The sequence below is a fragment of the Acidovorax sp. NCPPB 3576 genome (assembly GCF_028473605.1).
Taxonomy (GTDB): Bacteria; Pseudomonadota; Gammaproteobacteria; order Burkholderiales; family Burkholderiaceae_C; genus Paracidovorax.
In genome coordinates, this window is sequence record NZ_CP097267.1 from 2,104,220 (window position 1) to 2,125,650 (window position 21,431).

A 21,431-nucleotide genomic window follows, 5' to 3' on the forward strand; every position below is an offset into this window, starting at 1 on the left:
GGAGGCCTAAAACCCTAAAAGGGTGCCGGCGCGAAAAATGCCAGGGGCTGCCCGGTGCGCGGATGGTCGAACGCCATGTGCCGCGCATGCAGCAGCAGGCGCGGCGCGCGGGCCTGCGCCGCCGCGGGCGCGTACAGCCCATCGCCCAGGATGGGGTGGCCGATGGCGGCCAGGTGCACGCGCAGCTGGTGGGTGCGGCCGGTCACGGGTTGCAGCTCCACGCGGGTGGTCTGGGCAGCGGTGTCCTGGGTCATCACGCGCCACCGCGTCAGGCTGGGTTTGCCTTGGGCCGGGTCGATCACGCGCAGCGGGCGGCGCTCCCAGTCGGCGGCGATCGGCAGGTCGATGGCGTGCCAGCCGCCGGTTTCCCCATCGGCGGCGGGCTGCGCGGGCGCGAGGCCCTGCACCACGGCCTCGTAGCGCTTGTCCACCTGCCGTGCGGCGAAGGCATCGCCCAGCGCGCGCTGGGCCGCCCTATGGCGCGCCATGAGCACGATGCCGGAGGTCGCCTGGTCCAGCCGGTGCACCACCAGGGCGTCCGGCCAGTGCTGCTGGGCACGGGCGCTCAGGCAGTCCTGCTTGTCGGGCCCGCGCCCCGGCACGCACAGCAGGCCCGAGGGCTTTGCCAGCACCAGCAGGTCGTCGTCGGCGTACAGGCACTCGGGCGAAGGTGCGGCAGACCCGGTCCCTTGCGCCACGTCAATGGCGTCCGCCATCCGCCGGGTCATCGGGGCCTTCGGCCGTGCCGTGCACCAGCTGGTGCACGGTGGCGCAAAGCTCTTCCACGTCGTTGGGCTTGTGGATGAGCGCGCTGGCGCCCTCGGCCAGGGCCGATTGTTCGATCTCCGCCGTCACGTGGCCCGACGCCAGCGCCACCGGCAGTTCGGGCCGGATGCGCTTGGCTTCGCGCACCAGATCCACGCCGCAGTAGCCGGGCATGTTGTAGTCGGTCACCAGCAGGTCGTAGGCGTGCGGGTCGGCGCGCAGGGCCTCGGTGGCTTCGTGCGGATCGGTGAAGCCGGTCACCTGGTAGCCGCGGCGGCGCAGCAGGCGGCGCACCAGGAACACCAGCGCCTCGTCGTCGTCCACGTACATCACGTGGCGCATGCGTTCGTCGGCGGCCTGCACCGGCTGCGGCGCGGCGGCGGGGGGCGTGTGGGGCGGGGCGCTCGCCACCGAGTCGGGCGCCACGGGGAAGTACAGCGTGAAGCGGCTGCCCTCGCCGGGAGCGCTGTGCACGTCCACCGCGCCGCCGTGCGTTCGCATCACGCCGTGCACCACGGCCAGGCCCAGGCCGGTGCCCTGGCCCACGGGCTTGGTGGTGAAGAAGGGCTCGAAGATGCGCTGCTGCGTGGCCGCGTCGATGCCCGGGCCGTTGTCCACCACGGTCAGCGCCACGTATTCTCCGAGCGGCAGCCCCAGGCGCTCGCACAGCCGAAGGTCGGGCTCCAGGGCCGAGGCTTGCATGCTGACGATGCCGCGCGCCTCGCCGATCGCATGGATGGCGTTGGTGCACAGGTTGAGCAGCGCCTGCTCGACCTGGGTGGCATCGGCCAGCACGGGCGGCAGACCCGCATCCAGGCGCATGTGCAGCTCGATGGCGGGCGGCAGGGTCACGCGCAGCAGCCGCTCGGTGTCGTGCATGGCGTCGTGCACGCTCACGGCGGTGCGCTGGGGCGGCTCGTTGCGGCTGAAGGTGAGGATCTGGCGTACCAGGTCGCGCGCGCGGCGGCCGGCCTTGTCGATCTCGTGCAGGCTCTCCAGCACGGGCGATGCGGCGTCGCAGTCGGCCTTGGCCAGCTCGACGTTGCCCAGGATGGCGCTCAGGATGTTGTTGAAGTCGTGCGCGATGCCGCCGGCCATGGTGCCCACGGCCTGCATCTTGTGCGATTCGCGCAGTTGCGCTTCCAGCTCGCTGCGGTGGGCCTCGGCCTTCTTGCGGCCGGTCAGGTCGCGCGCGAACACGGTGGTGGTCTCGCCCTCGGCATGGCGCTCGAACGACATGCTCACCTCCACCGCCAGCTCCTTGCCGCTGGCGGTGCAGGCCACCATCTCGCCCAGCACGGCCTGCGTGGTGAGCTGCGCGAACGCCAGCGCCTGCGCCGCATCGGGCAGGAAGCGGTCGAGCCGGCTGCCCATGGCGTCGGCCGTGGCGCATTGGAACAGCGCCGCCGCCGTGGGGTTGAAGACGGTGATGCGCTGGTTCTGGTCCACGCACAGGATGGCGTCCAGGGCGGAATTGATCACGGCCTCCAGCCGGCGCTCGCTGGCATGCAACTGGGCATTGCGCTCCTGCAGGGCCTGGGCGCTTTGCTGCAGCGCCTGGCGCTCGGTGAGCAGCGGGCCCTGGTCGATCACGGCGCACAGGAATTGCAGCACCGGCGGGCCGCTTTCCTGCGGCGCCTCGATGCGGGCGATGTGCAGGTCGCCAGTGATGGTGCCGCCCGATCCGACCGGGAACACCACCTCGGTCGCTTCGCTGTGGCCGAGTTCGCGCGCCTGGGCGAAGGCCTCGCGCACCCGCTCGGCATCGTCCACGCTCACGAACGGCATGAGCGAGGTGACGGGACGGTCGGTTTCGGTGGGCTGGAAGGAGCGGTGCGCCATCGAGTTGGCCTGCACCACCATGTCGTGCTCGTCAAGCACCATGAGCGACAGCGGCACGCTGGCGAACAGCGTCTCGAAGCGCTCGGAGGCGCTTTCCGCCGCGGCCTGGCTGTAGCGCAGCACCTTGTTCTGCACCTCCAGCTCGGCCTGGTAGGCACGCAGTTCGCCGATGAGCGCGGCCACGGGGCCCTCGGCCCGGTGCGCCGGTGCGCGGCGCTCGGGCGGGGGGGGCTCGGGCGGGTTCTCCGAACCGGGGGGCAGAAGGAGCGAAAGATCAGGACGGCTCATGGGCGAGGCAGCGACGGCAGGCAGCGGCAGCGGCGCCAGCGCCGCAGGGAAGTGGGCCAGTGTACGCCCGGCCCCTGGCGCAGGCCAGCAGGCGGGTGATGCCCTGCTGCAACCCTCCGGTCTGCCGGGCGAGGGGCCGTCCCCGGCGGCTTTCTCCGTGTGCCTTGGCGTTTTTCCCGACTGGCGGCTCAGCGCGCCGCGCCTGGCGCGTCGTTCACCTGCCGCAGCGGCGTGAACGCGAAGGCGAGCGCGGCCAGCACCACCAGCGTGCCGCCGCTGCCCACGAACAGCTGGGCGAGCGAGACGCTTTTCATCAGCCAGCCCGTGATGGCCGCCGAGAGCGGGGCCAGGCCCATGAAGATGAACATGAAAAGCGCCATGGCCCGGCCGATCAGCGCGGGCGGCACGCGCTGCTGTATCCAGGTGAACACGCGCACCTGCATGAAGCCGCCCAGCAGTCCGATGGCCAGCATCAGTGCGGCCCCTTGCCAGATGGCGTCGATCCAGCCCATGGGTATGAACAGCAGGCCGATGGCGGCGTCGAACGCCAGCAGCGTCATGCCCAGGCTGCCCCAGCGCAGGCGGGGAAACAGGCCCGAGGCCACCATGCCTGCCAGCGTGCCCGCGCCATGGGCGCCCAGCAAGGTGCCGAAGGCGGCGGCGCCCAGCGTGGGCATGCTGCTGGCAAGCACCGGCATGGCGATGTGAAGCGGCCCCATGATGAGCACCGCCACGGCGCTCCAGTAGAGAAAGCAGGTGCGCAGTTCGCGGTCGCGCCAGAAATGCACCAGGCCCTGCGCCACCGAGGCCAGAACCGCTTGCGGGGCCGCGCGGCGCGCGCCGGTGGCATCCCGTACCTCATCAGGTGCTTCGGGTGTTCTCGAAAGCGGACGCACCTTGCCCAGCGTCCACGCCGAAATGCCGAAGCTCAGCGCATCGAGCCCGAAGGCGATGCCGATGCCGGTCGCGTCGGCGCTGTGGCCGGCCAGGCGGTTGCCGTCGCCGAGCAGTGCGATCAGCAGGCCGGCCAGCAGCGGCCCGAGGAACATCGTGAGCTGGCGTATGCCCAGGCTGATGCCGTTGGCGGCCTGCAGCTGCGCACGCGGCACCACGTGCGGCAGCATGGCCGTGCCCGCCGGAATGCTGAAGGCCGTCGCCAGGCCGATCGCCAACGAGAGCGCATACACCATCCACAGCGCGAGCGTGCCGCTCAGCACCAGGCCGCTGAGCAGGGCCAGCAACGCCAGGTTGGTGTATTTGGTGAGCATCAGCACCCGCTTGGGCGAGTGGCGGTCCACCAGGGCGCCGCCGATCAGGATGAACAGCGCGCGCGGCACGCTCATGAGGGCGAGCACGGTGCCCAGCACCAGGGTATCGCCCGTCATCTGCAGCACGAGCCAGGGCAGCGCGATCAGCGTGAACTGGTCGCCCAGCATGGTGAGGGCAGAGCCGCTGGCCATCCAGCGGAAATCGGTATTTCGGAAAAGCGCAGCGCGCGGGTCTTTTTGCGAGGGGGTCATGGTTCGGTCCGTTGGCTGCGCTTCGTGGCAGCGATCGGAGCCGACTGTGGTGCCTCACGTAGCGTGAGGGTCAAGCTTTTTTCAGGAGGGCGATGGCGCGGCGGCCGGCAGGCGCGGCACGGCGTGCAGGTAGTTGCGCACGGGCTCGCTCAAGGGAGAGCCGGCGCGCAGCAGGGGCTCGCTGGCTGATGCGCGCATCAGCTTGGCGCGCAGCCCGGCGTCGTTGCAGCAAAGGGTGCCGAACAGGGCGTCCCAATGCGTGGCGGCCGCACGCGCGCGCGGATGGGCCGGGGGAACGCGCTGGTCCACCAACTGCTGCACCTCTTGCTCCAGCTGCTGCCACTGCGTGTGGTGCACGTGGCCCAACTGGCGCAGGTCATCGCGGTCCATGTACTTGAGCAGCAGGTCCATGCGCAGCTGGATGGCCGATTCGATGTAGCGGATCATGTCGCCCGGCGGCGCGTGGTTGCGTCCCTGGGTGCTGGGCTCGGTGCGGAACATGTGGCCCCAGCGTTCCAGCAGGTCGATGTCGCCGCCCATCCAGTGCAGCATCAGCGCCATCCAGCGATACGCGAGCGACTGCACCTCGGGCGCATCGACCGGCTGTCCCTGGTCCATGGCGCGGCGCACTTGCTCCTTGACCACCAACAAGTCGGCTTCGATCCGGTTCCAGTTGGAGAAGATGTGCTTGAGCTCGGCCGCGCTGAAGTACTTTCCGTAGGTGGCCATGAGCGCCAGCGCCTGCAGCCAGTTGCCCATGTCGGGCTCGGCGCCGGCCACCAGGCCGTCCCGCAGCAGGGACAGGCGGCCGCGCAGCTCGGTGGCCTGCGCGATCTGCTGGTCCAGCGCGCGGATCTGCTGCCCGATGAGTTGCTCTGGCGCCATGCCGCCGCCCGCGAGCAGGCCCGCGATGTCGCTGAGCGGCAACCCCATCTGGCGCAGCGTCTGGATGCCGTGCAGCCGTTGCACGTCGGCCTGGCTGTACAGCCGATAGCCTGCGTCCGACCGGCCCGAGGGCTTCAGCAGCCCGATCTCGTCGTAGTGGTGCAAGGTGCGCACCGTGAGTGCGGTGCGCCGGGCCAGCTCGCCGACCTGGAGCAGCATTGGTGGCGGGCCCTCGGACGGGTCAGCGGACCGAGATCAGCTCGATTTCGAAGTTCAGCGTGGCATTGGGGGGAATGACGCCGCCCGCGCCGCGCTCGCCATAGGCGATGGCCGGCGGGCAGGTCAGCTTGGCCTTGCCGCCGGGCTTCATGCGCTGCACGCCTTCGGTCCAGCAGGGGATGACGCGGTTGAGCGGAAACTCGGTGGGTTCGCCGCGCTTGTAGGAGCTGTCGAACTCCTTGCCGTCCGGCAGCGTGCCCTTGTAGTGCACCTTGACGGTGTCCGTGGCCTTGGGCGAGGTGCCGGTGCCTTCTTTCAGCGACTCATACACCAGCCCGCTGGGCAGGGTGACGGGGGCGGTCTGCGCCATGGCGGTGGGAACGATCACAAGCCCGGCAAGCAGGGCGCACAAGGAATTTCGCACGGAAACATCTCCTGAAAAAAGGTAGCCCGCGATCTTAAAGAGTCTGCCCGAGGCCCTGTAACCCCATGTTGGAGGGCCAGGCCGGCCGGGCCCATGGCGCGGCCGGCGCACCCCTCGCCGTCACGCGTAGTCGCTCACCGGAATGCAGCTGCACGACAGGTTGCGGTCGCCCCAGACGTTGTCCACGCGGCCGACCGGCGACCAGTACTTGCTGCGGCGCAAGGCGTCCACCGGAAAGGCCGCGGTCTCGCGGGCGTAGGGCCGCGTCCACTGCTGCGTGAGCAGGCTCTCGGCCGTGTGCGGCGCGTGCTTGAGCGGGTTGTCGTCCTGCGGCCAGGCGCCGGATTCGATCTGCCGGATCTCCTCGCGGATGGCGATCATCGCGTCGATGAAGCGGTCCAGCTCGGACAGCGTTTCGCTCTCGGTGGGCTCCACCATCAGCGTGTTGGGCACCGGGAACGACAGCGTGGGCGCATGGAAACCGTAGTCGATCAGGCGCTTGGCCACGTCCTCGGCCATCACGCCGCTGGTTTCCTTCAGGCCCCGCAGGTCCAGGATGCACTCGTGTGCCACGTGGCCGTTGGCGCTCGCGTAAAGCGTGGGGTAGTGGTCCTTCAGGCGCGCGCTGATGTAGTTGGCCGACAGGATGGCCGTCTCGGTCGCGGCCTGCAGGCCCTCGGCGCCCATCATGCGGATGTACATCCAGCTGATCGGGAGCACGGCGGCATTGCCCAGCGGGGCGGAGCTGACTGCGCCCACGCCGTTGGCGGCGGTCGATTCGGCGCGCAGCGCGCCTTGCTCGGCCGCGGTGCGGTGGCCCGGCAGGTAGGGCACCAGGTCGGCCACCACGCACACGGGGCCGACGCCAGGGCCGCCGCCGCCGTGCGGGATGCAGAAGGTCTTGTGCAGGTTCAGGTGGCTCACGTCGCCGCCGAACTCGCCGGGGGCGGCCACGCCCACCAGGGCGTTCATGTTGGCGCCGTCCACGTACACGCGCCCGCCGTGCTGATGCACCAGCGCGCACAGCTCCTTCACCTGCGTCTCGAACACGCCGTGCGTGCTGGGGTAGGTGATCATCACGCAGGCCAGGTGGGCGCTGTGCCGCTCGCATTGGGCGCGCAGGTCGGCCAGGTCCACGTTGCCGTTGGCGTCGCAGGCCGTCACCACCACCTGCATGCCCACCATCTGCGCGCTGGCGGGGTTGGTGCCGTGCGCGCTGCTGGGGATCAGGCAGATGTTGCGGTGGCCCTCGCCCTGGGCCGCGTGGTAGGCCTTGATGGCCAGCAGGCCGGCGTATTCGCCCTGCGAGCCCGCGTTGGGCTGCAGGCTGATGCCGGCGTAGCCCGTGGCCTCGCACAGCCAGGCGCGCAACTGCTCGTCGAGCAGGCGGTAGCCCTGCTGCTGGTCGGCCGGGGCGAAGGGGTGCACGTTGGCGAACTCAGGCCAGGTGATGGGGATCATCTCGCTGGTCGCGTTCAGCTTCATGGTGCAGCTGCCCAGCGGGATCATGCTGCGGTCCAGCGCCAGGTCCTTGTCGGACAGCTGGCGGATGTAGCGCAGCATGCCGGTCTCGGAATGGTGGGTGTTGAACACCGGGTGCGTGAGGAAGGCGCTGGTGCGGCGCAGCGCGGTGGGAATCAGCGGCTCTACGCCCTTTTCGAACGCGGCGACCGTGGGCAGTGTCTGGCCGTCCTGGGCGAAGACCTTCCACAGCAGCTCGATGTCGGCGCGCGTGGTGGTTTCGTCGAGCGAGATGCACAGATACTCTTCAAAGTAGATTCGCAGGTTGGCGCCCATGGAGACTGCGCGGGCAGCTATTTTTTTTGTAGCGCCCTCAGTGTGCAGCGACAGCGTGTCGAAGCAGGCCTGCGGGCGCAGCGGCGCGCCCAGTTGCTCCAGTCCCTTGGCCAGGATGGCGGTGTAGGCGGCCACGCGCTGCGCAATGCGCGTGAGGCCCTGGGGGCCGTGGTACACGGCGTACATGCTGGCCACCACGGCGGGCAGCACCTGGGCCGTGCAGATGTTGGACGTGGCCTTTTCGCGGCGGATGTGCTGCTCGCGCGTCTGCAGCGCCAGGCGGTAGGCGGGCTTGCCGTGCACGTCCACGCTCACGCCGACCAGGCGGCCGGGCAGGGAGCGCTTGTATTCGTCGCGGCAGGCCATGAAGGCAGCGTGCGGGCCGCCCGCGCCCATGGGCATGCCCAAGCGCTGCGTGGTGCCCACCACGATGTCGGCGCCCCATTCGCCGGGCGGCGCGATGAGGGTGAGGGCCAGCAGGTCGGCCGCGGCGATGAAGGCCGCGCCCTTGGCATGGGCCTTGGCAGCATCGGCCGCCAGATCGTCGATGCGGCCGCTGGTGGCGGGGTACTGCGCCAGCACGGCGAAATAGTCGCCGTCCAGCGCGTCATTCCACTCGGCCAGCGAGTTGGCCAGCACCACCTCGATGCCCAGTGGCGCGGCGCGCGTCTGGATCACCTCGATGGTCTGCGGATGCGCATCGCCGGCCACGACGAAGCGCATGCTTTTCGATTTGACCGAGCGCTTGGCCAGCGTCATGGCCTCGGCGGCGGCCGTGGCCTCGTCCAGCATCGACGCATTGGCGATGGGCATGCCCGTGAGGTCGCACACCATGGTCTGGAAGTTGACCAGCGCCTCCATGCGGCCCTGCGAGATCTCGGCCTGGTAGGGCGTGTAGGCCGTGTACCAGGCGGGGTTCTCCAGGATGTTGCGCAGGATGACGCCCGGCGTGTGCGTGCCGTGGTAGCCCTGGCCGATGAAGCTGCGCAGCACCTGGTTCTGCGCGGCGATGGCCTTCAGCTCGGCCAGCGCCGCGGCTTCCGTGGTGGCGGGCGGCAGGTCCATCGCCCGGCTGCGCGCGATGGAGCGCGGCACGATGCTGTCCACCAGCGCGCGGCGCGAGGCCTCGCCGATGGTGGAGAGCATGTGCTGTTCGTCCGCCCCGTCGATGCCGATGTGGCGGGGCAGGAACTCGGTGGCGTTTTCAAGCGCGCCAAGCGGCAGGGCGGATTGCATCAGCATGGAAGAGGACCGTGGACGGAAAAAGGAAGGGAAGGAAGAAGGCTCAGGCGTTCTTGGCGAAATCGGTGTAGGCCGTTTCGTCCATCAGCCCGGACAGCTGGGCCGGCTCGGACAGCTTGACCTTGAAGAACCAGCCGGCGTTCAAGGGGTCGGAGTTGGCGAGCGACGGATCGGCGCGCAGCGCCTCGTTCACTTCCACCACCTCGCCGGAGACGGGCATGTACACATCGGCCGCTGCCTTGACGGACTCGACCACGCCGGCCACTTCGCCCTGCGCGAAGGTCTTGCCGACTTCGGGCAGATCGACGAACACCACGTCGCCCAGCGCATCCTGTGCATGGACGGTGATGCCGACCACGGCGGCGTTGGCGTCGGTGGCGTTGATCCACTCGTGATCGCGGGAATATTGAACGGTCATGGGGGCTCCTGAAAGATGAAGGAAAGGAATCTGGAATGTAGCGGTCGCCGCAGCCTTGGCGGTAGCCAAAGTGGCCCGGTTCAGCCGCGGTAGTAGCGCGGCGCCACGAACGGCATCGCGCACACCTGCATGGGCACCGGCTTGCCGCGCACGATGGCCTGCACGCGCGTGCCGATGGCGGCCAGGGCCGGGGGCACGTAGGCCATGGCGATGGGCTGGTTCACGCTCGGGCCGAGGAGGCCGCTGGTGACCTCGCCGAGGGCCTCGCCCTCCGTGCTTTGCAGCGGGGTGTGTTCCCGCACGGGCACGCGCTCCAGCGCCGTGAGGCCCACGCGCTTGCGCGCCAGGTTGGCCGGGTCGTCGATCTGGGCCAGCACCTTGGCCGCGCCGGGAAAGCCACCGGCCCGCGCGCCGCCCGTGCGGCGCACCTTCTGGATGGCCCAGTTCAGGCCGGCCTCGGGGGGCGTGGTGGTGGTGTCGATGTCGTTGCCGTACAGGCACAGGCCCGCTTCCAGGCGCAGCGAGTTGCGGGCACCCAGGCCGATCGGCTTCACCTCGGGCTGCGCGAGCAGGGCGCGGGCCAGCGTCTCGGCCTGCGATGCGGGCACCGAAATCTCGAACCCGTCCTCGCCCGTGTATCCGCTGCGGGTGACGAAGGCATTGCAGCCCGCGATGTCGTAGCGTCCGCCGGTCATGAAGACGAGCTGCTCGATGCCGGGCGCCAGCCGCGACAGCGCGGTGACGGCCTGCGGGCCCTGCAGCGCCAGCAGGGCGTGGTCGGGCATGGGAACGACCTCGCAGTGCTGGCCGATGCGGGCCTTTATGTGCGCGATGTCGCCGGCCTTGCATGCGCCGTTCACGATCACGAAGATGTCGCCCTCGCCCTGCTTGATGAACATCAGGTCGTCGATGATGCCGCCATCGTCGTTCAGCAGCAGGCCGTAGCGCTGCTTGCCCACGGGCAGGTCGATCACGTCCACCGGAATGAGGGATTCGAAGGTGGCCGCAGCCTCGCTGCCCACCAGTCGCAACTGGCCCATGTGCGACACGTCGAACAGGCCGGCGGCCTGGCGCGTATGCAGGTGTTCCGCCATCAGGCCGGCGGGGTATTGCACGGGCATGGAATACCCGGCGAACGGCACCATGCGGGCCCCGAGTTCGAGGTGCAGGGCGTTGAGCGGGGTGGCGAGCAGGGGGGCGTCGGCGGACATGGCAATCTCCAGCAAGGGCAAATGGGAACGCGGCCCCATGGCCACGCCTTTGCCCCGCTGTCCGCTTTACCTGAGAGATTCACCCGCACGCCAAAGCGGCGCGGGGCTTGCTCCTTCGGTGGGCCCGCGCATGCGGCGGACCTCTCTCCAGCAAGGGGAACGCACACATCCCTGCGGGCGTTTTGCCAGTCCTTTTGCCTGAGCGTTCGGGGTCACCCTGCGCCTTCGGCGGCGCCGGCAATCCCGGTAACGGGGCGGCGCTCTCTCCTGACCGGGCGGATTCTAACTGCAGCGCCCGGACGCAACCGGCAACCCGACCGCTGGGTGCGCGGGGACTTGTCCGTGTCTTGAGCCAAGCGCCCTGGCGAACGGTAATCCGCCAGGGCCTTGCCAGTTTCGTGCGCCCCGGTAAGGGTGCCTTGATGGATCCAGTGTGCATCGCGGGCCTTGGATGGATTTTCTGAATTTCTTCTTTAAATGCTGATTTGCAGAAAAATCTTCTGAAATATGGCAATTTCAAGAACAATGCGATGCATGGACCGCCTTGACAGAAAAATTCTCTCCGTCCTGCAATCGGACGCCCGCGCCAGCCTGCAGGAGATCGGCAACGCCGTGGGCTTGAGCCCTTCGCCCTGCTGGGGCCGCATCAAGAAGATGGAGGAGGCGGGCGTGATCGAGGGCTACACCGTGCGCATCAATCCCAAGGCGCTCGATCTGAACGACACGGTCCTGGTCCAGGTCACGCTCGACAGCCATTCGGACAACACGCTGGAGAAGTTCGGCGAAACGCTGGCCAGCATCCCCGAGGTCATCGAGGCGCACCTGGTGTCGGGCGACTACGACTACCTGCTGCGCGTGGTGGTCAAGGACACGCGCGATTACGAGCGGCTGCTGCGCGAGAAGCTCTACAAGATCAAGGGCATTCGCCACAGCCGGTCGAGCTTCGTGCTGCGCACGCTCAAGCGGGCCGATCTGCCATTGTTCGCGCAGTGAAGGTGAAGGGGCCGCGAGGGCCTGCAGCGCCCCTTGGCAAGTGGATCGGGCTGAAAAGTGCAGATCGCCCTAGTGTTTATTGCCTTTATTGCTATTAATTAAGGAGCAATCGGGTGCGGCGCTGGCGCCGTGCCGCGTCAGGCCGCGATGCGCACGGCACCGTCCTCGTCCTGCGGCACCCAGACGATGCGGTCCATGTCCACGCCCATGGCGCGTGCCTGGGCCAGCAGGCGGGGCCGCACGCCGCGGGGCAGGGTGGGGGTGCGCGACAGGATCCACAGGTAGTCGAGGCTGGCGCCAACGACCATGGCCCAGCGGTAATCCTCGTCCAGCGCCACCACGTGGTAGCCACCGTAGAACGGGCCGAAGAACGACACCTTGAGCGATGCCTTGTCGGGCCGGCCGATGAACACCGCGCGGCCCCGGGCTTCGCGCCAGCGCTTGCGGGCGGCGTCGAAGCCACGGTTGACCACCTGAACCGAGCCGTCGGGGCCACGGCTGTAATGGGCGCTGGTCTGGACGAGGCCTTTTTCGAAACGGTGGTCGATTCGGGCCAGTTCGTACCAGTGGCCGGCATAGCGGTCCACGTTGAAATCCTCCACCACTACCACGCCTCGCGGAGCCCGCACGGATGCGCTGGCCGAGAAGGCCAGCGCTGCTCCCACGGCGGCCACGCCCACGGCCAGGGGCCAGAGCGGACGACGGTGGGTGCGATGGCGTGGGGCGGGGGAACGGGCCATGGGGTCTCCTGCTTCGATGGCGTTGGGGTTGTCAGGCGCCGCGCTGCGTTGCGCGGCAAGGCGTAATAGTCTCCCTTGCCACGGTGGAGGGGCCCTGTAGGCGCGTTCCTGCAATAGCCGTCGGAATGGTCACGAAATGCGCCTTGACCTTCCCGGCCCATGCCGTCTCGGCGGCCCATTCAGCGGCTTGATTTATTGCCCGGCGCCCCTCCACATCCCGATGGCCTTCCCATGCAAAAGGGCCTGCGTCGCAGGCCCTTGGCTTCGCCCCCGCACGAGGGACGAGGAAAGCATCACATGCCCGAGTAGTTCGGGCCGCCGCCCCCTTCGGGCGTCACCCACACGATGTTCTGCGTCGGGTCCTTGATGTCACAGGTCTTGCAGTGCACGCAGTTCTGCGCGTTGATCTGCAGCCGCTGGGCATCGCCCCCCTTGGCCTCGTCGGGCACGAACTCGTACACGGCGGCCGGGCAGTAGCGCGCCTCGGGGCCGGCGTACTTGGCGAGGTTGATGTTGACCGGCACGCTCGGGTCCTTGAGCGTCAGGTGCGCCGGCTGGTTCTCGGCATGGTTGGTGTTGCTGATGAACACGCTGGACAGCCGGTCGAAGGTGAGCTTGCCGTCGGGCTTGGGGTACACGATGGGCTTGCACTCGGCCGCGGGCTTCAGGTAGGCGTGGTCGGGCTTGTCGCGGTGCAGCGTCCAGGGAATGTTGCCCTTGAGCACGAACTGCTCGATGCCGTTCATCAGCGTGGCGGTGGCCAGGCCCTTCTTGAACCAGGTCTTGAAGTTGCGCGCCTTGTTCAGCTCGGTGTAGAGCCAGCTCTTTTCGAACGCCTCGGGGTAGGCCGTGAGTTCGTCGTGCTGGCGCCCTGCGTGCACCGCGTCGTAGGCGGCCTCGGCGGCCAGCATGCCGGTCTTGATGGCGGCGTGGCTGCCCTTGATGCGGCTCACGTTGAGGTAGCCCGCCTCGCAGCCCACCAGCGCGCCGCCGGGGAACACCGTCTTGGGCAGCGACAGCAGGCCGCCGGCCGTGATGGCGCGTGCGCCGTAGCCGATGCGCTTGGCCGGCTTGATGCCCTTGGCCTCGTCGCCTTCGAGGTAGTAGCGGATGTTGGGGTGGGTCTTCCAGCGCTGGAATTCCTCGAACGGGCTGAGGTAGGGGTTGGAGTAGTCCAGCCCGGTGATGAAGCCCAGGGTGACCTTGTTGTCCTCGGCGTGGTACAGGAACGCGCCGCCGTAGGTGTCGCTGTCCATGGGCCAGCCGGCCGTGTGCATGACGAAGCCGGGCTGGTGGCGCTGGGGGTCGATTTCCCAGAGTTCCTTCACGCCGATGCCGTAGGTTTGCGGATCGCGTCCCTGGTCCAGCTTGAAGCGGCTGATGAGCTGGCGGCCCAGGTGGCCGCGCGCGCCTTCGGCAAAGATCGTGTACTTGGCGTGCAGCTCCATGCCCAGCTGGAAGTCGGCCGTGGGCTCGCCTTCCTTGCTCACGCCCAGGTTGCCGGTCGCCACGCCCTTGACCGAGCCGTCTTCGTTGTAGAGCACCTCGGCGGCGGGAAAGCCGGGGAAGATCTCCACGCCCAGGTTTTCGGCCTGGGTGCTGAGCCAGCGCACCACGTTGCCCAGGCTCACGATGTAGTTGCCGTGGTTTTGAAAGCACTGCGGCAGCAGGAAGTTGGGGGTGCGCCAGGACGACTTCTCGCCCAGGAAGATCATGGCGTCGTCGGTGACCGGCTGGTTGAGCGGCGCGCCCAGTTCCTTCCAGTTGGGGATCAGCTCGGTCAGGGCCTTGGGGTCCATGATGGCGCCCGACAGGATGTGCGCGCCGGTTTCCGAGCCCTTTTCCAGCACCACCACCGAAATGTCCTGGCCTTTTTCGGTGGCCAACTGCTTGAGGCGGATGGCCGTGGCCAGGCCGCCGGGGCCGCCGCCCACGACCACCACGTCGTACTCCATGGCTTCGCGGGGGCCGTGTTGGGCGAGGATTTCTTCGTGGGTCATGGGTGTCTCGTGTGGTTTGATAATGGGTGATCCGGCGCGGGCATCCGGCCAGCCGCGCAGTCCGCCGGCCGGAGAGATTGTATTCACGGAAAACCGACAATCGAACGATCGTTCTATTTTCTGACAAGAGAGAGATCCCATGGCTTACAGCATCGATTTGGAAGGGCGCGTCGCCTTTGTGACCGGGGCGTCGAGCGGGCTCGGCGCCCAGTTCGCGCGCACGCTGGCCGCTGCCGGGGCGGGGGTGGTGCTGGCCAGCCGGCGCGTGGAAAAGCTCAAGGAGCTGCGCGCGCGCATCGAAGGCGAGGGCGGCGACGCCCACGTGATCGAGCTGGACGTGACCGACCACGACTCCATCAAGGCGGCCGTGGCCCACGCCGAGACGGAGATGGGCTCCATCGACATCCTGGTCAACAACTCGGGCGTCTCCACCACGCAGCGCCTGCAGGACGTGGAGCCCGAGGATTTCGACTTCATCTTCGACACCAACGTGAAGGGCGCCTTCTTCGTGGCGCAAGAAGTGGGCAAGCGCATGCTGGCTCGCTCGCGCGGGGCGGCGCCGGGCAGCTTCACCGGCGGGCGCATCATCAACATCGCCTCGATGGCCGGGCTCAAGGTGCTGCCGCAGATCGGCGCCTACTGCATGAGCAAGGCGGCCGTGGTGCACATGACGCGGGCCATGGCGCTCGAATGGGGCCGCTTCGGCATCACCGTCAATGCCCTGTGCCCCGGCTACATCGACACCGAGATCAACCACCACCACTGGCAGACCGAGCAGGGCCGCAAGCTCCTGGACATGCTGCCGCGAAAGCGCGTGGGACAGCCCAAAGACCTGGACGCGCTCATCGTCATGTTGGCCAGCGACCAGAGCCATTTCGTGAACGGCGCCGTGATCGCCGCCGACGACGGCTTCGCCCTCTGATTCCTGGCCGATGCTGACCGGAATCCTGGCGGGGCTCGCTGCGGGCGCACTCTGGGGTCTGGTGTTCGTCGCGCCGCGCATGGCGGCGGGGTTCGCTTCGGTGGATCTCACCGCCGGCCGCTTCGTCGCGTACGGCGCGATGGCCGTGGGCATGATGCTGTGGAGCTTGCGCCCCGGCAAGCGCCCGCCCGTGCGCTGGCCCACGGTCCGCCAGGGCGGGGCGGCGCTGGGCCTGAGCGTGCTGGGTTTCACCGGCTACTACCTGCTGCTGGTGCTGGCGATCCGCGATGCGGGAGTGGAGGTGCCGGCGCTCATCATCGGCACCATTCCCGTGTGGGTGATGCTGCTGGGCAAGCCCAAGGGCCTGCGGTGGGCGGCGCTGGTGCCTGGCCTGGCGCTCACCTTGGCGGGCCTGGCGCTGATGGCGTTCGCGCCGCATGGCGAGGGCGGTGCGGCGGCCATTGGCGGTGGCGTGTACTGGCGCGGCATCGGCATCACCCTCGTGGCCCTGGTCTTCTGGACGGCGTTCGCCATTCTCAATTCGGCCTGGGTGCAGCGCCATCCCGAGGTGGGCGCGACACAGTGGGCCAACTGGCTGGGCGTGGCCACGGGCCTGGGCGGATTGCTGCTGTGGGTCGCGAATGGCACCCCCGTAGCGGAACTGGCCGCGCACCCGGGGTTTGGCGCCTTCGTGCTGGTGTGCCTGGCGATCGGCGTCGGCGCGAGCTGGCTGGCCACCATTCTCTGGAACGTCGCCAGCCAGCGCCTGTCCGCCAGCCTGTGCGGCCAGTTGATCGTGAGCGAAACCCTGTTCGCGCTGTTCTATTCCTTCGCCTGGGTCGGCCACTGGCCCGCGCCCGTGCAATGGGCCGCCTGTGTGATGTTCACCCTGGGCATTCTGGCCACCATTCAAGCCCACCGCTGAGCGCCAGCCCGGCGCCGTCACCCGCCACCCCTGGCGGGGCAGGTTATGCGCCTTGTTTATATGGCGCATCCCAATCGGCATGGAGAAGGTGCACCATCCCAAAAAATTGCTGGGTAGACTGATTAATAAATAGTTAATCAATAAGGGAGCGGCAATGGCATTGCAGTCGTGGCGGCAGGAGATTTCAGAATGCTTCTCCAATGAAACGTGCAAGAAGAGAATCTTCAAGAAAATAAAGTCCGCAGCAGCGGATTTGGGATTCGAGCGATGCGCCTACACCCTCTACATTCCCGTGCCCATCTCTCGGCCGCAGGTGTATCAGGTGGATGATTTCCCAGAGGAATGGCAAAAACGTTATTCCCTTGCCGACTACCACCATATCGACCCCAGCGTGGCCCATTGCCGTAAATCCGAGCGGCCGGTGGTCTGGAACGACGAGCTTTTCGCGTCGGCGCCCGAGTTGTGGCGCGAAGCGCAGTCCCATGGCCTGAAGGTCGGCTGGTCGCAGGCCAACCAGAACACGGGCAGCCTGCGCGGCGTTTTGACCCTGGTGCGCTCGTCCGTCCCTCTGGCCGAGGCCGAACTCAAGGTGAGCGAGCCCCTCATGTCGTTCCTGGCAAGCGCGTCGTACGAAGCCATGGGCCGCGCGATGAAGGCGCTGCACGGCACGCACCAAAAGGCTTTCCTGACCTCCCGCGAGCTGGAAACCCTCAAATGGACGGCCGATGGAAAAACCATGGGAGATATTGCGCAGATTCTGGACGTGTCCGAAAACACGGTGCGTTTTCACCTGAAGAACGCCACAGCCAAATTGCAATCACCGAACAAGACGGCGGCGGCAGTCAAGGCGGCCCTGCTGGGTTGGCTGGACTGAGCGCCATGGAAGCAAAAGACCTTCAGAACCGCTTTGAAAATGTAATAAAAAGCCACCAGCGGAGTGCGAGGCTTTCAATTTTGCTATTTTTTTAATAGCGCCCATCCATGCGTTCCCGTGCATTGGAGGGATGGCATCCAAAGGGTTGTGATGCACCCATCGGCAATATTCATCGGGGCCATAGCCAAATCCCCCTTGTGAGCGACATTCCGCCACGTGGATCATTCGCTTCCCTTAACGACTGGAGCGGAGTTTCCATGACAACCAGAAAAATCTTCACCGCAGCGCTGGTGCTGCAAGGCGCCTTGGTGCCCGCGGCATTCGCCCAATCGGCCCTCACGCGCGACAACGGCGCCCTGGTGGGAGACAACCAGAATTCGCAGACCGCCGGTCCGAACGGCCCCACCTTGCTCCAGGACGTGCAGCTGATCCAGAAGCTGCAGCGCTTTGACCGCGAGCGCATTCCCGAGCGCGTCGTGCATGCCCGCGGCACCGGCGTGCGCGGCGAGTTCGTGGCGACGGAAGACCTGTCTTCGCTGACCCAGGCCAAGGTGTTCAGCGCCGGCGAACGCACCCCGGTGTTCGTGCGGTTCTCTTCCGTGGTGCACGGCAACCACTCTCCTGAGACGCTGCGCGACCCGCGCGGCTTTGCCACCAAGTTCTACACGAGCCAGGGCAACTGGGATCTGGTCGGCAACAACTTCCCGACCTTCTTCATCCGAGACGCCATCAAGTTTCCCGACATGGTGCATGCGTTCAAGCCGGACCCCCGCACCAACCTGGACGACGATTCCCGCCGCTTCGACTTCTTCTCGCACGTGCCGGAAGCCACGCGCACGCTCACGCTGCTGTACTCGAACGAAGGCACGCCTGCGGGCTACCGGTTCATGGACGGCAACGGGGTGCATGCCTACAAGCTGGTCAACAGCCAGGGCGAGGTGCACTACGTCAAGTTCCACTGGAAGAGCCTGCAGGGCCTGAAGAACCTCGACCCCAAGCAGGTCGCCGCTGTCCAGGCCAAGGACTACAGCCACATGACCAACGACCTGGTCAACGCGATCAAGCAGGGCGATTTCCCCAAGTGGGACCTGTATGTGCAGGTGCTCAAGCCCGAAGACCTTGCCAAGTTCGAGTTCAACGCGCTGGACGCCACCAAGATCTGGCCCGATGTGCCTGAACGCAAGATCGGCCAGATGGTGCTGAACAAGAACGTGGACAACTTCTTCCAGGAAACCGAACAGGTCGCCATGGCGCCCGCCAACGTGGTGCCGGGCATCGAACCGTCGGAAGACCGCCTGCTGCAGGGCCGCGTGTTCTCGTATGCCGACACGCAGCTGTACCGGGTCGGCACCAACGGCCTGAGCCTGCCGGTGAACCGCCCCCGCGTCGGCGTGAACAACGGCAACCAGGACGGCACGCTGAATTTCGGCCAGACCACCAGCGGCGTGAACTACGAGCCCAGCCGCCTGGAGCCACGCCCGCAGGTGTCTGCCGCGCGCTACAGCCAACTGCCGCTGTCCGGCACTACGCAGCAAGCCAAGATCGGCAAGGAGCAGAACTTCAAGCAAGCCGGTGATCTGTACCGCAGCTACGGCAAGAAGGACCGTGAGGACCTGATCCAGAGCTTCGGCGAATCGCTGGCCGGCACCGATGCCGAGAGCAAGCACATCATCCTGTCGTTCCTGTACAAGGCCGATCCCGAGTACGGCACGGGCGTGGCCCGCGTGGCCAAGGGCGACCTGGCCCGCGTGAAGCAACTGGCCTCCGCGCTGCAAGACTGACGCGGAGATGGCGAAGCGGGCGCGGCGCCGCGGGCGGCGCCCGCGCCTTGATAGAGCCGTTAGCGCAGTGACCAGCGGCGCATGCATGGCGCGTGTCGCTGGCGGCTGGCTCTCTGCGACCCGCACCCCCATTCAAGGAGATCGGCATGTCCCTTTCCCATCGATCGCGCCCATGGGTGCTGGCGGCGCTGTGCATGAGCGCGGTGGTTGCCGCCACCGCGGCGCAGGCGGCCACGACAGTGTCTGCGACGGCGGCCACCGTCCCGGCCCCGCCATCGCCTTCAGCGGCAGCTGAACCGGCGGCCTCTGCCGACCCGGCCCAGGTGCAGCGGCAACTGCGCCGCTATTTCTTCGATGCGGCACGCGAGGGCCGGCGCGACATGCTGGGCGAGTTCATCGCGGCCCGCTACGACCTCAATGTCCGCGATGAAAAAGGCTACACCGCGCTCATCCTGGCGGCCTATCACGGTCACCGCGAGATGGTGGAGCAATTGCTGAAAGCCGGCGCCGACCCCTGCGTGCAGGACCTGCGCGGCAACACCGCCCTGATGGGCGCGATCTTCAAGGGCGAGGTGGCGATCGCGCGGCGCCTGGTACAGGCCGACTGCGCGCCGGACCAGCGCAACAACGCCGGCCAGACCGCCGCCATGTACGCCGCGCTGTTCCAGCGCACCGAACTGCTGCAGGCCCTGGCGGCCAAGGGCGCGGACCTGGGGGCCAAGGACGCGCAGGGCAACGATGTGTCGCAGTTGCAGCGCGGGGAGTTCGCCCGTGCGCCTGCGCGGTGACTGTGCGATCGGGGGGGCAAGGGTCATGGTCAAATCGCCTTCCACCGCAATAAAAACTAGGGCATAGTGCTATAAAAACAATAGCATTGGTTGTCAGCCGCCGCGTGGCACCACGCGAAAGCGCGTGGCGTTCTCTGCCAGCCATTGCTGAGCCAGCGCCGCAGCCGTGGGTGACGCATGTTCCTGATCGGGATGGAAGTCGCGGCGCAGGTAGCGCGCCAGCGCCGGCAGCGTGCGCCAGGCCACGCCATCGCGGCCCCAGAAAAACCGCAGCGCGCTCCACGCGGTGGACAGGCGCCACAGCGTGCCGTCGCGGTGCAGGTTGATCGCCGTCTGGCGCATGGCATCGACCATGAAGACCAGGCCCACATACACGTACCAGCGCACCCGCCAGGCATTGCTGCCGCCCACGGCGCGGTAGAGATCGAAGGCGACGGCGCGGTGCTCGGTCTCCTCGGCCGCGTGCCAGCGCCACACGGTCTGCAGCGTGGCGTCGGCGCCTTCGAGCCAGGCCGCGTGGCGCAGCGTGCCGTCGGCCAGCAGGGCCGTGAAATGCTCGTAAGCGCAGGTGACTGCCAGGGCATGCAAGGGATTTTTGGTGCGCAGGTGCAGGCGGGCGATGCGTTTGCGCGCCCAGTGCTGCCAGCGGTTGGAGAGGCCCTGGCGCTCCAGCTCGGCGTTGTAGAGGCCATGGATGTGCCGGTGCGTCGCCTCTTGCCCGATAAAGCCGCGCAGCAGCGCCTGGAACTGATGGGCCAGCGGCCCATGGGGGCTGCCCAGCAGCGGCGCGGCACCGCGCACGGAGTCGATGAAGAACTGCTCGCCCACCGGAAAGCTCATCGACAGCGCATTGAAGAACTGCGTGCGAAAGGCATCGCCGCCGTGCCAGTGGCGGGCAAAGCCTTGCTGCAGATCCACTTCGAGCTTGCGCACGGGCAGAGCGGTTGCGCCAGTGTGCGGCGCATCGGCGGTGGAGGAAGGTGTCACAGGCATCGCGGCGGCTTTCCAAAAGACGACGGGGCGGCCCAGTTGCCGGGCCCCGGTTTCTGAGCATTATTCAGTTTTACGCCTGCTGCGCTACTCGCCTAACGCTCAGGTTTTGAACGCTCGGCTTGTCGGCCTGCGGCCAGGTGGCTGGCCCCTGTGAATGCTGCGTTTCCAGCATGACGCCATCGCGCTGTGTCGAGGTTTTCGGGCATGGTGCTCAGATTTGGGGCAAGGTCGCCATCGCCAAGATGGCGACGGGCTTCGAGAGGCACCCCATCGGGTGCGATACGCTGCGCACGTTGACGCATTTTCTTCGCCGGGGCGTCTGCGGGGTGCCTCCCGCGCAGCAAGTCCGGCACCATCCCGAGGCCACCGATGAAGATCGAGATTCCCGAAGCCAAGAAGCTCGTGCACACGATGCGTTTCCCCGTGCGCTGGGGCGACATGGACGCCATGGGCCATGTGAACAACACCGTGTATTTCCGCTATCTGGAGACGGCCCGCATCGACTGGCTGGTCGCGGCGGGCTGCAATCCCGACCCGCAGGGCCAGGGGCCGGTGATCGTGAATGCCTTTTGCAATTTCTACCAGCAGCTCGAATACCCGGCCGAAGTGCTGCTCAAGCTCTACGTGAGCGACCCGGGGCGTACCACGTTCGAGACCTGGGGCACCATGGAGCGCGCCGACCAGCCGGGCGTGGTGTGCGCGGCCGGCGGTGCCACGACGATCTGGGTGGACTTTCCCCAGAAGAAAGCCGTGAACCTGCCAGCGTGGGTGCGCGAACTGGTCAGCGGCTGAGGGATGCCGCCG

General features: G+C 67.5%; 18 protein-coding genes and 2 riboswitches. Of the genes, 7 read left to right on the forward strand and 11 right to left on the reverse strand.

Annotated elements, in window-relative coordinates:
- Positions 1-14: 14 nt before the first annotated feature.
- The 8 genes from M5C98_RS09690 to gcvT all read right to left on the reverse strand — a co-directional run bounded on the left by M5C98_RS09690 (position 15) and on the right by gcvT (position 10,611).
- A complete protein-coding gene (locus tag M5C98_RS09690) occupies positions 15-716 on the reverse strand; it encodes an RluA family pseudouridine synthase (protein ID WP_272552436.1) in 702 nt (233 codons plus the stop codon).
- The gene (locus M5C98_RS09695; RefSeq protein WP_272552437.1) at positions 700-2,895 is read right to left on the reverse strand and encodes a PAS domain-containing hybrid sensor histidine kinase/response regulator; all 2,196 of its coding nucleotides are present in this window, start codon (positions 2,893-2,895) and stop codon (positions 700-702) included. The genes M5C98_RS09690 and M5C98_RS09695 overlap by 17 nt, the downstream gene beginning before the upstream one ends.
- A 188-nt stretch (positions 2,896-3,083) precedes the next feature.
- The gene (locus M5C98_RS09700) at positions 3,084-4,415 is read right to left on the reverse strand and encodes an MFS transporter (protein WP_272552438.1); all 1,332 of its coding nucleotides are present in this window, start codon (positions 4,413-4,415) and stop codon (positions 3,084-3,086) included.
- An 81-nt stretch (positions 4,416-4,496) separates the two neighbouring features.
- Positions 4,497-5,519: a MerR family transcriptional regulator gene (locus tag M5C98_RS09705; protein WP_272552439.1), complete on the reverse strand. Its 1,023-nt coding sequence runs from the start codon at positions 5,517-5,519 to the stop codon at positions 4,497-4,499.
- A 22-nt stretch (positions 5,520-5,541) separates the two neighbouring features.
- Entirely contained in the window at positions 5,542-5,889 is a 348-nt protein-coding gene (locus M5C98_RS09710) for an FKBP-type peptidyl-prolyl cis-trans isomerase (RefSeq protein ID WP_442867280.1), read from the reverse strand.
- Between the two features lie 174 nt (positions 5,890-6,063).
- Positions 6,064-8,982: an aminomethyl-transferring glycine dehydrogenase gene (gcvP, locus tag M5C98_RS09715; protein WP_272552441.1), complete on the reverse strand. Its 2,919-nt coding sequence runs from the start codon at positions 8,980-8,982 to the stop codon at positions 6,064-6,066.
- Between the two features lie 43 nt (positions 8,983-9,025).
- Positions 9,026-9,400 carry a glycine cleavage system protein GcvH gene (gene gcvH / locus M5C98_RS09720; protein WP_272552443.1) on the reverse strand — a complete coding sequence of 125 codons (375 nt, stop codon included), beginning with the start codon at positions 9,398-9,400 and terminating at the stop codon, positions 9,026-9,028.
- A gap of 80 nt (positions 9,401-9,480) precedes the next feature.
- The gene (gene gcvT, locus M5C98_RS09725) at positions 9,481-10,611 is read right to left on the reverse strand and encodes a glycine cleavage system aminomethyltransferase GcvT (protein WP_272552444.1); all 1,131 of its coding nucleotides are present in this window, start codon (positions 10,609-10,611) and stop codon (positions 9,481-9,483) included.
- A 47-nt stretch (positions 10,612-10,658) separates the two neighbouring features.
- A riboswitch (glycine riboswitch) is annotated at positions 10,659-10,772 on the reverse strand.
- Between the two features lie 23 nt (positions 10,773-10,795).
- Positions 10,796-10,883: riboswitch (glycine riboswitch) on the reverse strand.
- A 262-nt stretch (positions 10,884-11,145) separates the two neighbouring features.
- Here gcvT and M5C98_RS09730 point away from each other — a divergent pair.
- Positions 11,146-11,604, forward strand: coding sequence for an Lrp/AsnC family transcriptional regulator (locus M5C98_RS09730; protein WP_272552445.1), 459 nt, complete (start codon positions 11,146-11,148; stop codon positions 11,602-11,604).
- Between the two features lie 137 nt (positions 11,605-11,741).
- Here M5C98_RS09730 and M5C98_RS09735 read toward each other — a convergent pair whose 3' ends face one another.
- Both M5C98_RS09735 and M5C98_RS09740 read right to left on the reverse strand, forming a co-directional pair.
- Complete coding sequence (locus M5C98_RS09735; protein ID WP_272552447.1) at positions 11,742-12,344, reverse strand: lipocalin family protein; 603 nt, start codon at positions 12,342-12,344, stop codon at positions 11,742-11,744.
- Positions 12,345-12,637: 293 nt separating this feature from the next.
- On the reverse strand, positions 12,638-14,344 hold the full coding sequence (locus M5C98_RS09740; RefSeq protein WP_272552448.1) for an electron transfer flavoprotein-ubiquinone oxidoreductase: 1,707 nt from the start codon (positions 14,342-14,344) through the stop codon (positions 12,638-12,640).
- Positions 14,345-14,483: 139 nt separating this feature from the next.
- Between M5C98_RS09740 and M5C98_RS09745 the strand changes: the two genes are divergently transcribed.
- The 5 genes from M5C98_RS09745 (at position 14,484) to M5C98_RS09765 (ending at position 19,634) form a co-directional block, all read left to right on the forward strand.
- Complete coding sequence (locus M5C98_RS09745; protein ID WP_272552449.1) at positions 14,484-15,266, forward strand: SDR family oxidoreductase; 783 nt, start codon at positions 14,484-14,486, stop codon at positions 15,264-15,266.
- A gap of 10 nt (positions 15,267-15,276) precedes the next feature.
- A complete protein-coding gene (locus M5C98_RS09750; protein WP_272552450.1) occupies positions 15,277-16,191 on the forward strand; it encodes a DMT family transporter in 915 nt (304 codons plus the stop codon).
- Positions 16,192-16,345: 154 nt separating this feature from the next.
- On the forward strand, positions 16,346-17,065 hold the full coding sequence (locus M5C98_RS09755) for an autoinducer binding domain-containing protein (protein ID WP_272552452.1): 720 nt from the start codon (positions 16,346-16,348) through the stop codon (positions 17,063-17,065).
- 257 nt (positions 17,066-17,322) lie between these two features.
- Positions 17,323-18,846, forward strand: a complete 1,524-nt coding sequence (katB, locus tag M5C98_RS09760) for a catalase KatB (protein WP_272552453.1) — start codon at positions 17,323-17,325, stop codon at positions 18,844-18,846.
- Between the two features lie 146 nt (positions 18,847-18,992).
- Complete coding sequence (locus M5C98_RS09765; RefSeq protein ID WP_272552455.1) at positions 18,993-19,634, forward strand: ankyrin repeat domain-containing protein; 642 nt, start codon at positions 18,993-18,995, stop codon at positions 19,632-19,634.
- A gap of 93 nt (positions 19,635-19,727) precedes the next feature.
- On the opposite strand, the gene M5C98_RS09770 is transcribed toward M5C98_RS09765, so the two are convergent.
- The gene (locus M5C98_RS09770; protein ID WP_272552456.1) at positions 19,728-20,627 is read right to left on the reverse strand and encodes a metal-dependent hydrolase; all 900 of its coding nucleotides are present in this window, start codon (positions 20,625-20,627) and stop codon (positions 19,728-19,730) included.
- Between the two features lie 369 nt (positions 20,628-20,996).
- On the opposite strand from M5C98_RS09770, the gene M5C98_RS09775 reads away from it, so the two are divergent.
- The gene (locus M5C98_RS09775) at positions 20,997-21,419 is read left to right on the forward strand and encodes an acyl-CoA thioesterase (RefSeq protein WP_272552458.1); all 423 of its coding nucleotides are present in this window, start codon (positions 20,997-20,999) and stop codon (positions 21,417-21,419) included.
- Positions 21,420-21,431 lie beyond the last annotated feature (12 nt).

Bases quoted from the DNA above. Each gene is read 5' to 3' on its own strand.
- gcvT (WP_272552444.1), bottom strand. From the start codon at position 10,611: ATGTCCGCCGACGCCCCCCTGCTCGCCACCCCGCTCAACGCCCTGCAC.
- gcvH (WP_272552443.1), bottom strand. From the start codon at position 9,400: ATGACCGTTCAATATTCCCGCGATCACGAGTGGATCAACGCCACCGAC.
- M5C98_RS09770 (WP_272552456.1), bottom strand. From the start codon at position 20,627: ATGCCTGTGACACCTTCCTCCACCGCCGATGCGCCGCACACTGGCGCA.
- M5C98_RS09765 (WP_272552455.1), top strand. From the start codon at position 18,993: ATGTCCCTTTCCCATCGATCGCGCCCATGGGTGCTGGCGGCGCTGTGC.
- gcvP (WP_272552441.1), bottom strand. From the start codon at position 8,982: ATGCTGATGCAATCCGCCCTGCCGCTTGGCGCGCTTGAAAACGCCACC.
- M5C98_RS09700 (WP_272552438.1), bottom strand. From the start codon at position 4,415: ATGACCCCCTCGCAAAAAGACCCGCGCGCTGCGCTTTTCCGAAATACC.
- M5C98_RS09740 (WP_272552448.1), bottom strand. From the start codon at position 14,344: ATGACCCACGAAGAAATCCTCGCCCAACACGGCCCCCGCGAAGCCATG.
- M5C98_RS09705 (WP_272552439.1), bottom strand. From the start codon at position 5,519: ATGCTGCTCCAGGTCGGCGAGCTGGCCCGGCGCACCGCACTCACGGTG.
- M5C98_RS09755 (WP_272552452.1), top strand. From the start codon at position 16,346: ATGGCATTGCAGTCGTGGCGGCAGGAGATTTCAGAATGCTTCTCCAAT.
- M5C98_RS09710 (WP_442867280.1), bottom strand. From the start codon at position 5,889: ATGGCGCAGACCGCCCCCGTCACCCTGCCCAGCGGGCTGGTGTATGAG.
- M5C98_RS09730 (WP_272552445.1), top strand. From the start codon at position 11,146: ATGGACCGCCTTGACAGAAAAATTCTCTCCGTCCTGCAATCGGACGCC.
- M5C98_RS09690 (WP_272552436.1), bottom strand. From the start codon at position 716: ATGGCGGACGCCATTGACGTGGCGCAAGGGACCGGGTCTGCCGCACCT.
- katB (WP_272552453.1), top strand. From the start codon at position 17,323: ATGACAACCAGAAAAATCTTCACCGCAGCGCTGGTGCTGCAAGGCGCC.
- M5C98_RS09695 (WP_272552437.1), bottom strand. From the start codon at position 2,895: ATGAGCCGTCCTGATCTTTCGCTCCTTCTGCCCCCCGGTTCGGAGAAC.
- M5C98_RS09735 (WP_272552447.1), bottom strand. From the start codon at position 12,344: ATGGCCCGTTCCCCCGCCCCACGCCATCGCACCCACCGTCGTCCGCTC.
- M5C98_RS09775 (WP_272552458.1), top strand. From the start codon at position 20,997: ATGAAGATCGAGATTCCCGAAGCCAAGAAGCTCGTGCACACGATGCGT.
- M5C98_RS09745 (WP_272552449.1), top strand. From the start codon at position 14,484: ATGGCTTACAGCATCGATTTGGAAGGGCGCGTCGCCTTTGTGACCGGG.
- M5C98_RS09750 (WP_272552450.1), top strand. From the start codon at position 15,277: ATGCTGACCGGAATCCTGGCGGGGCTCGCTGCGGGCGCACTCTGGGGT.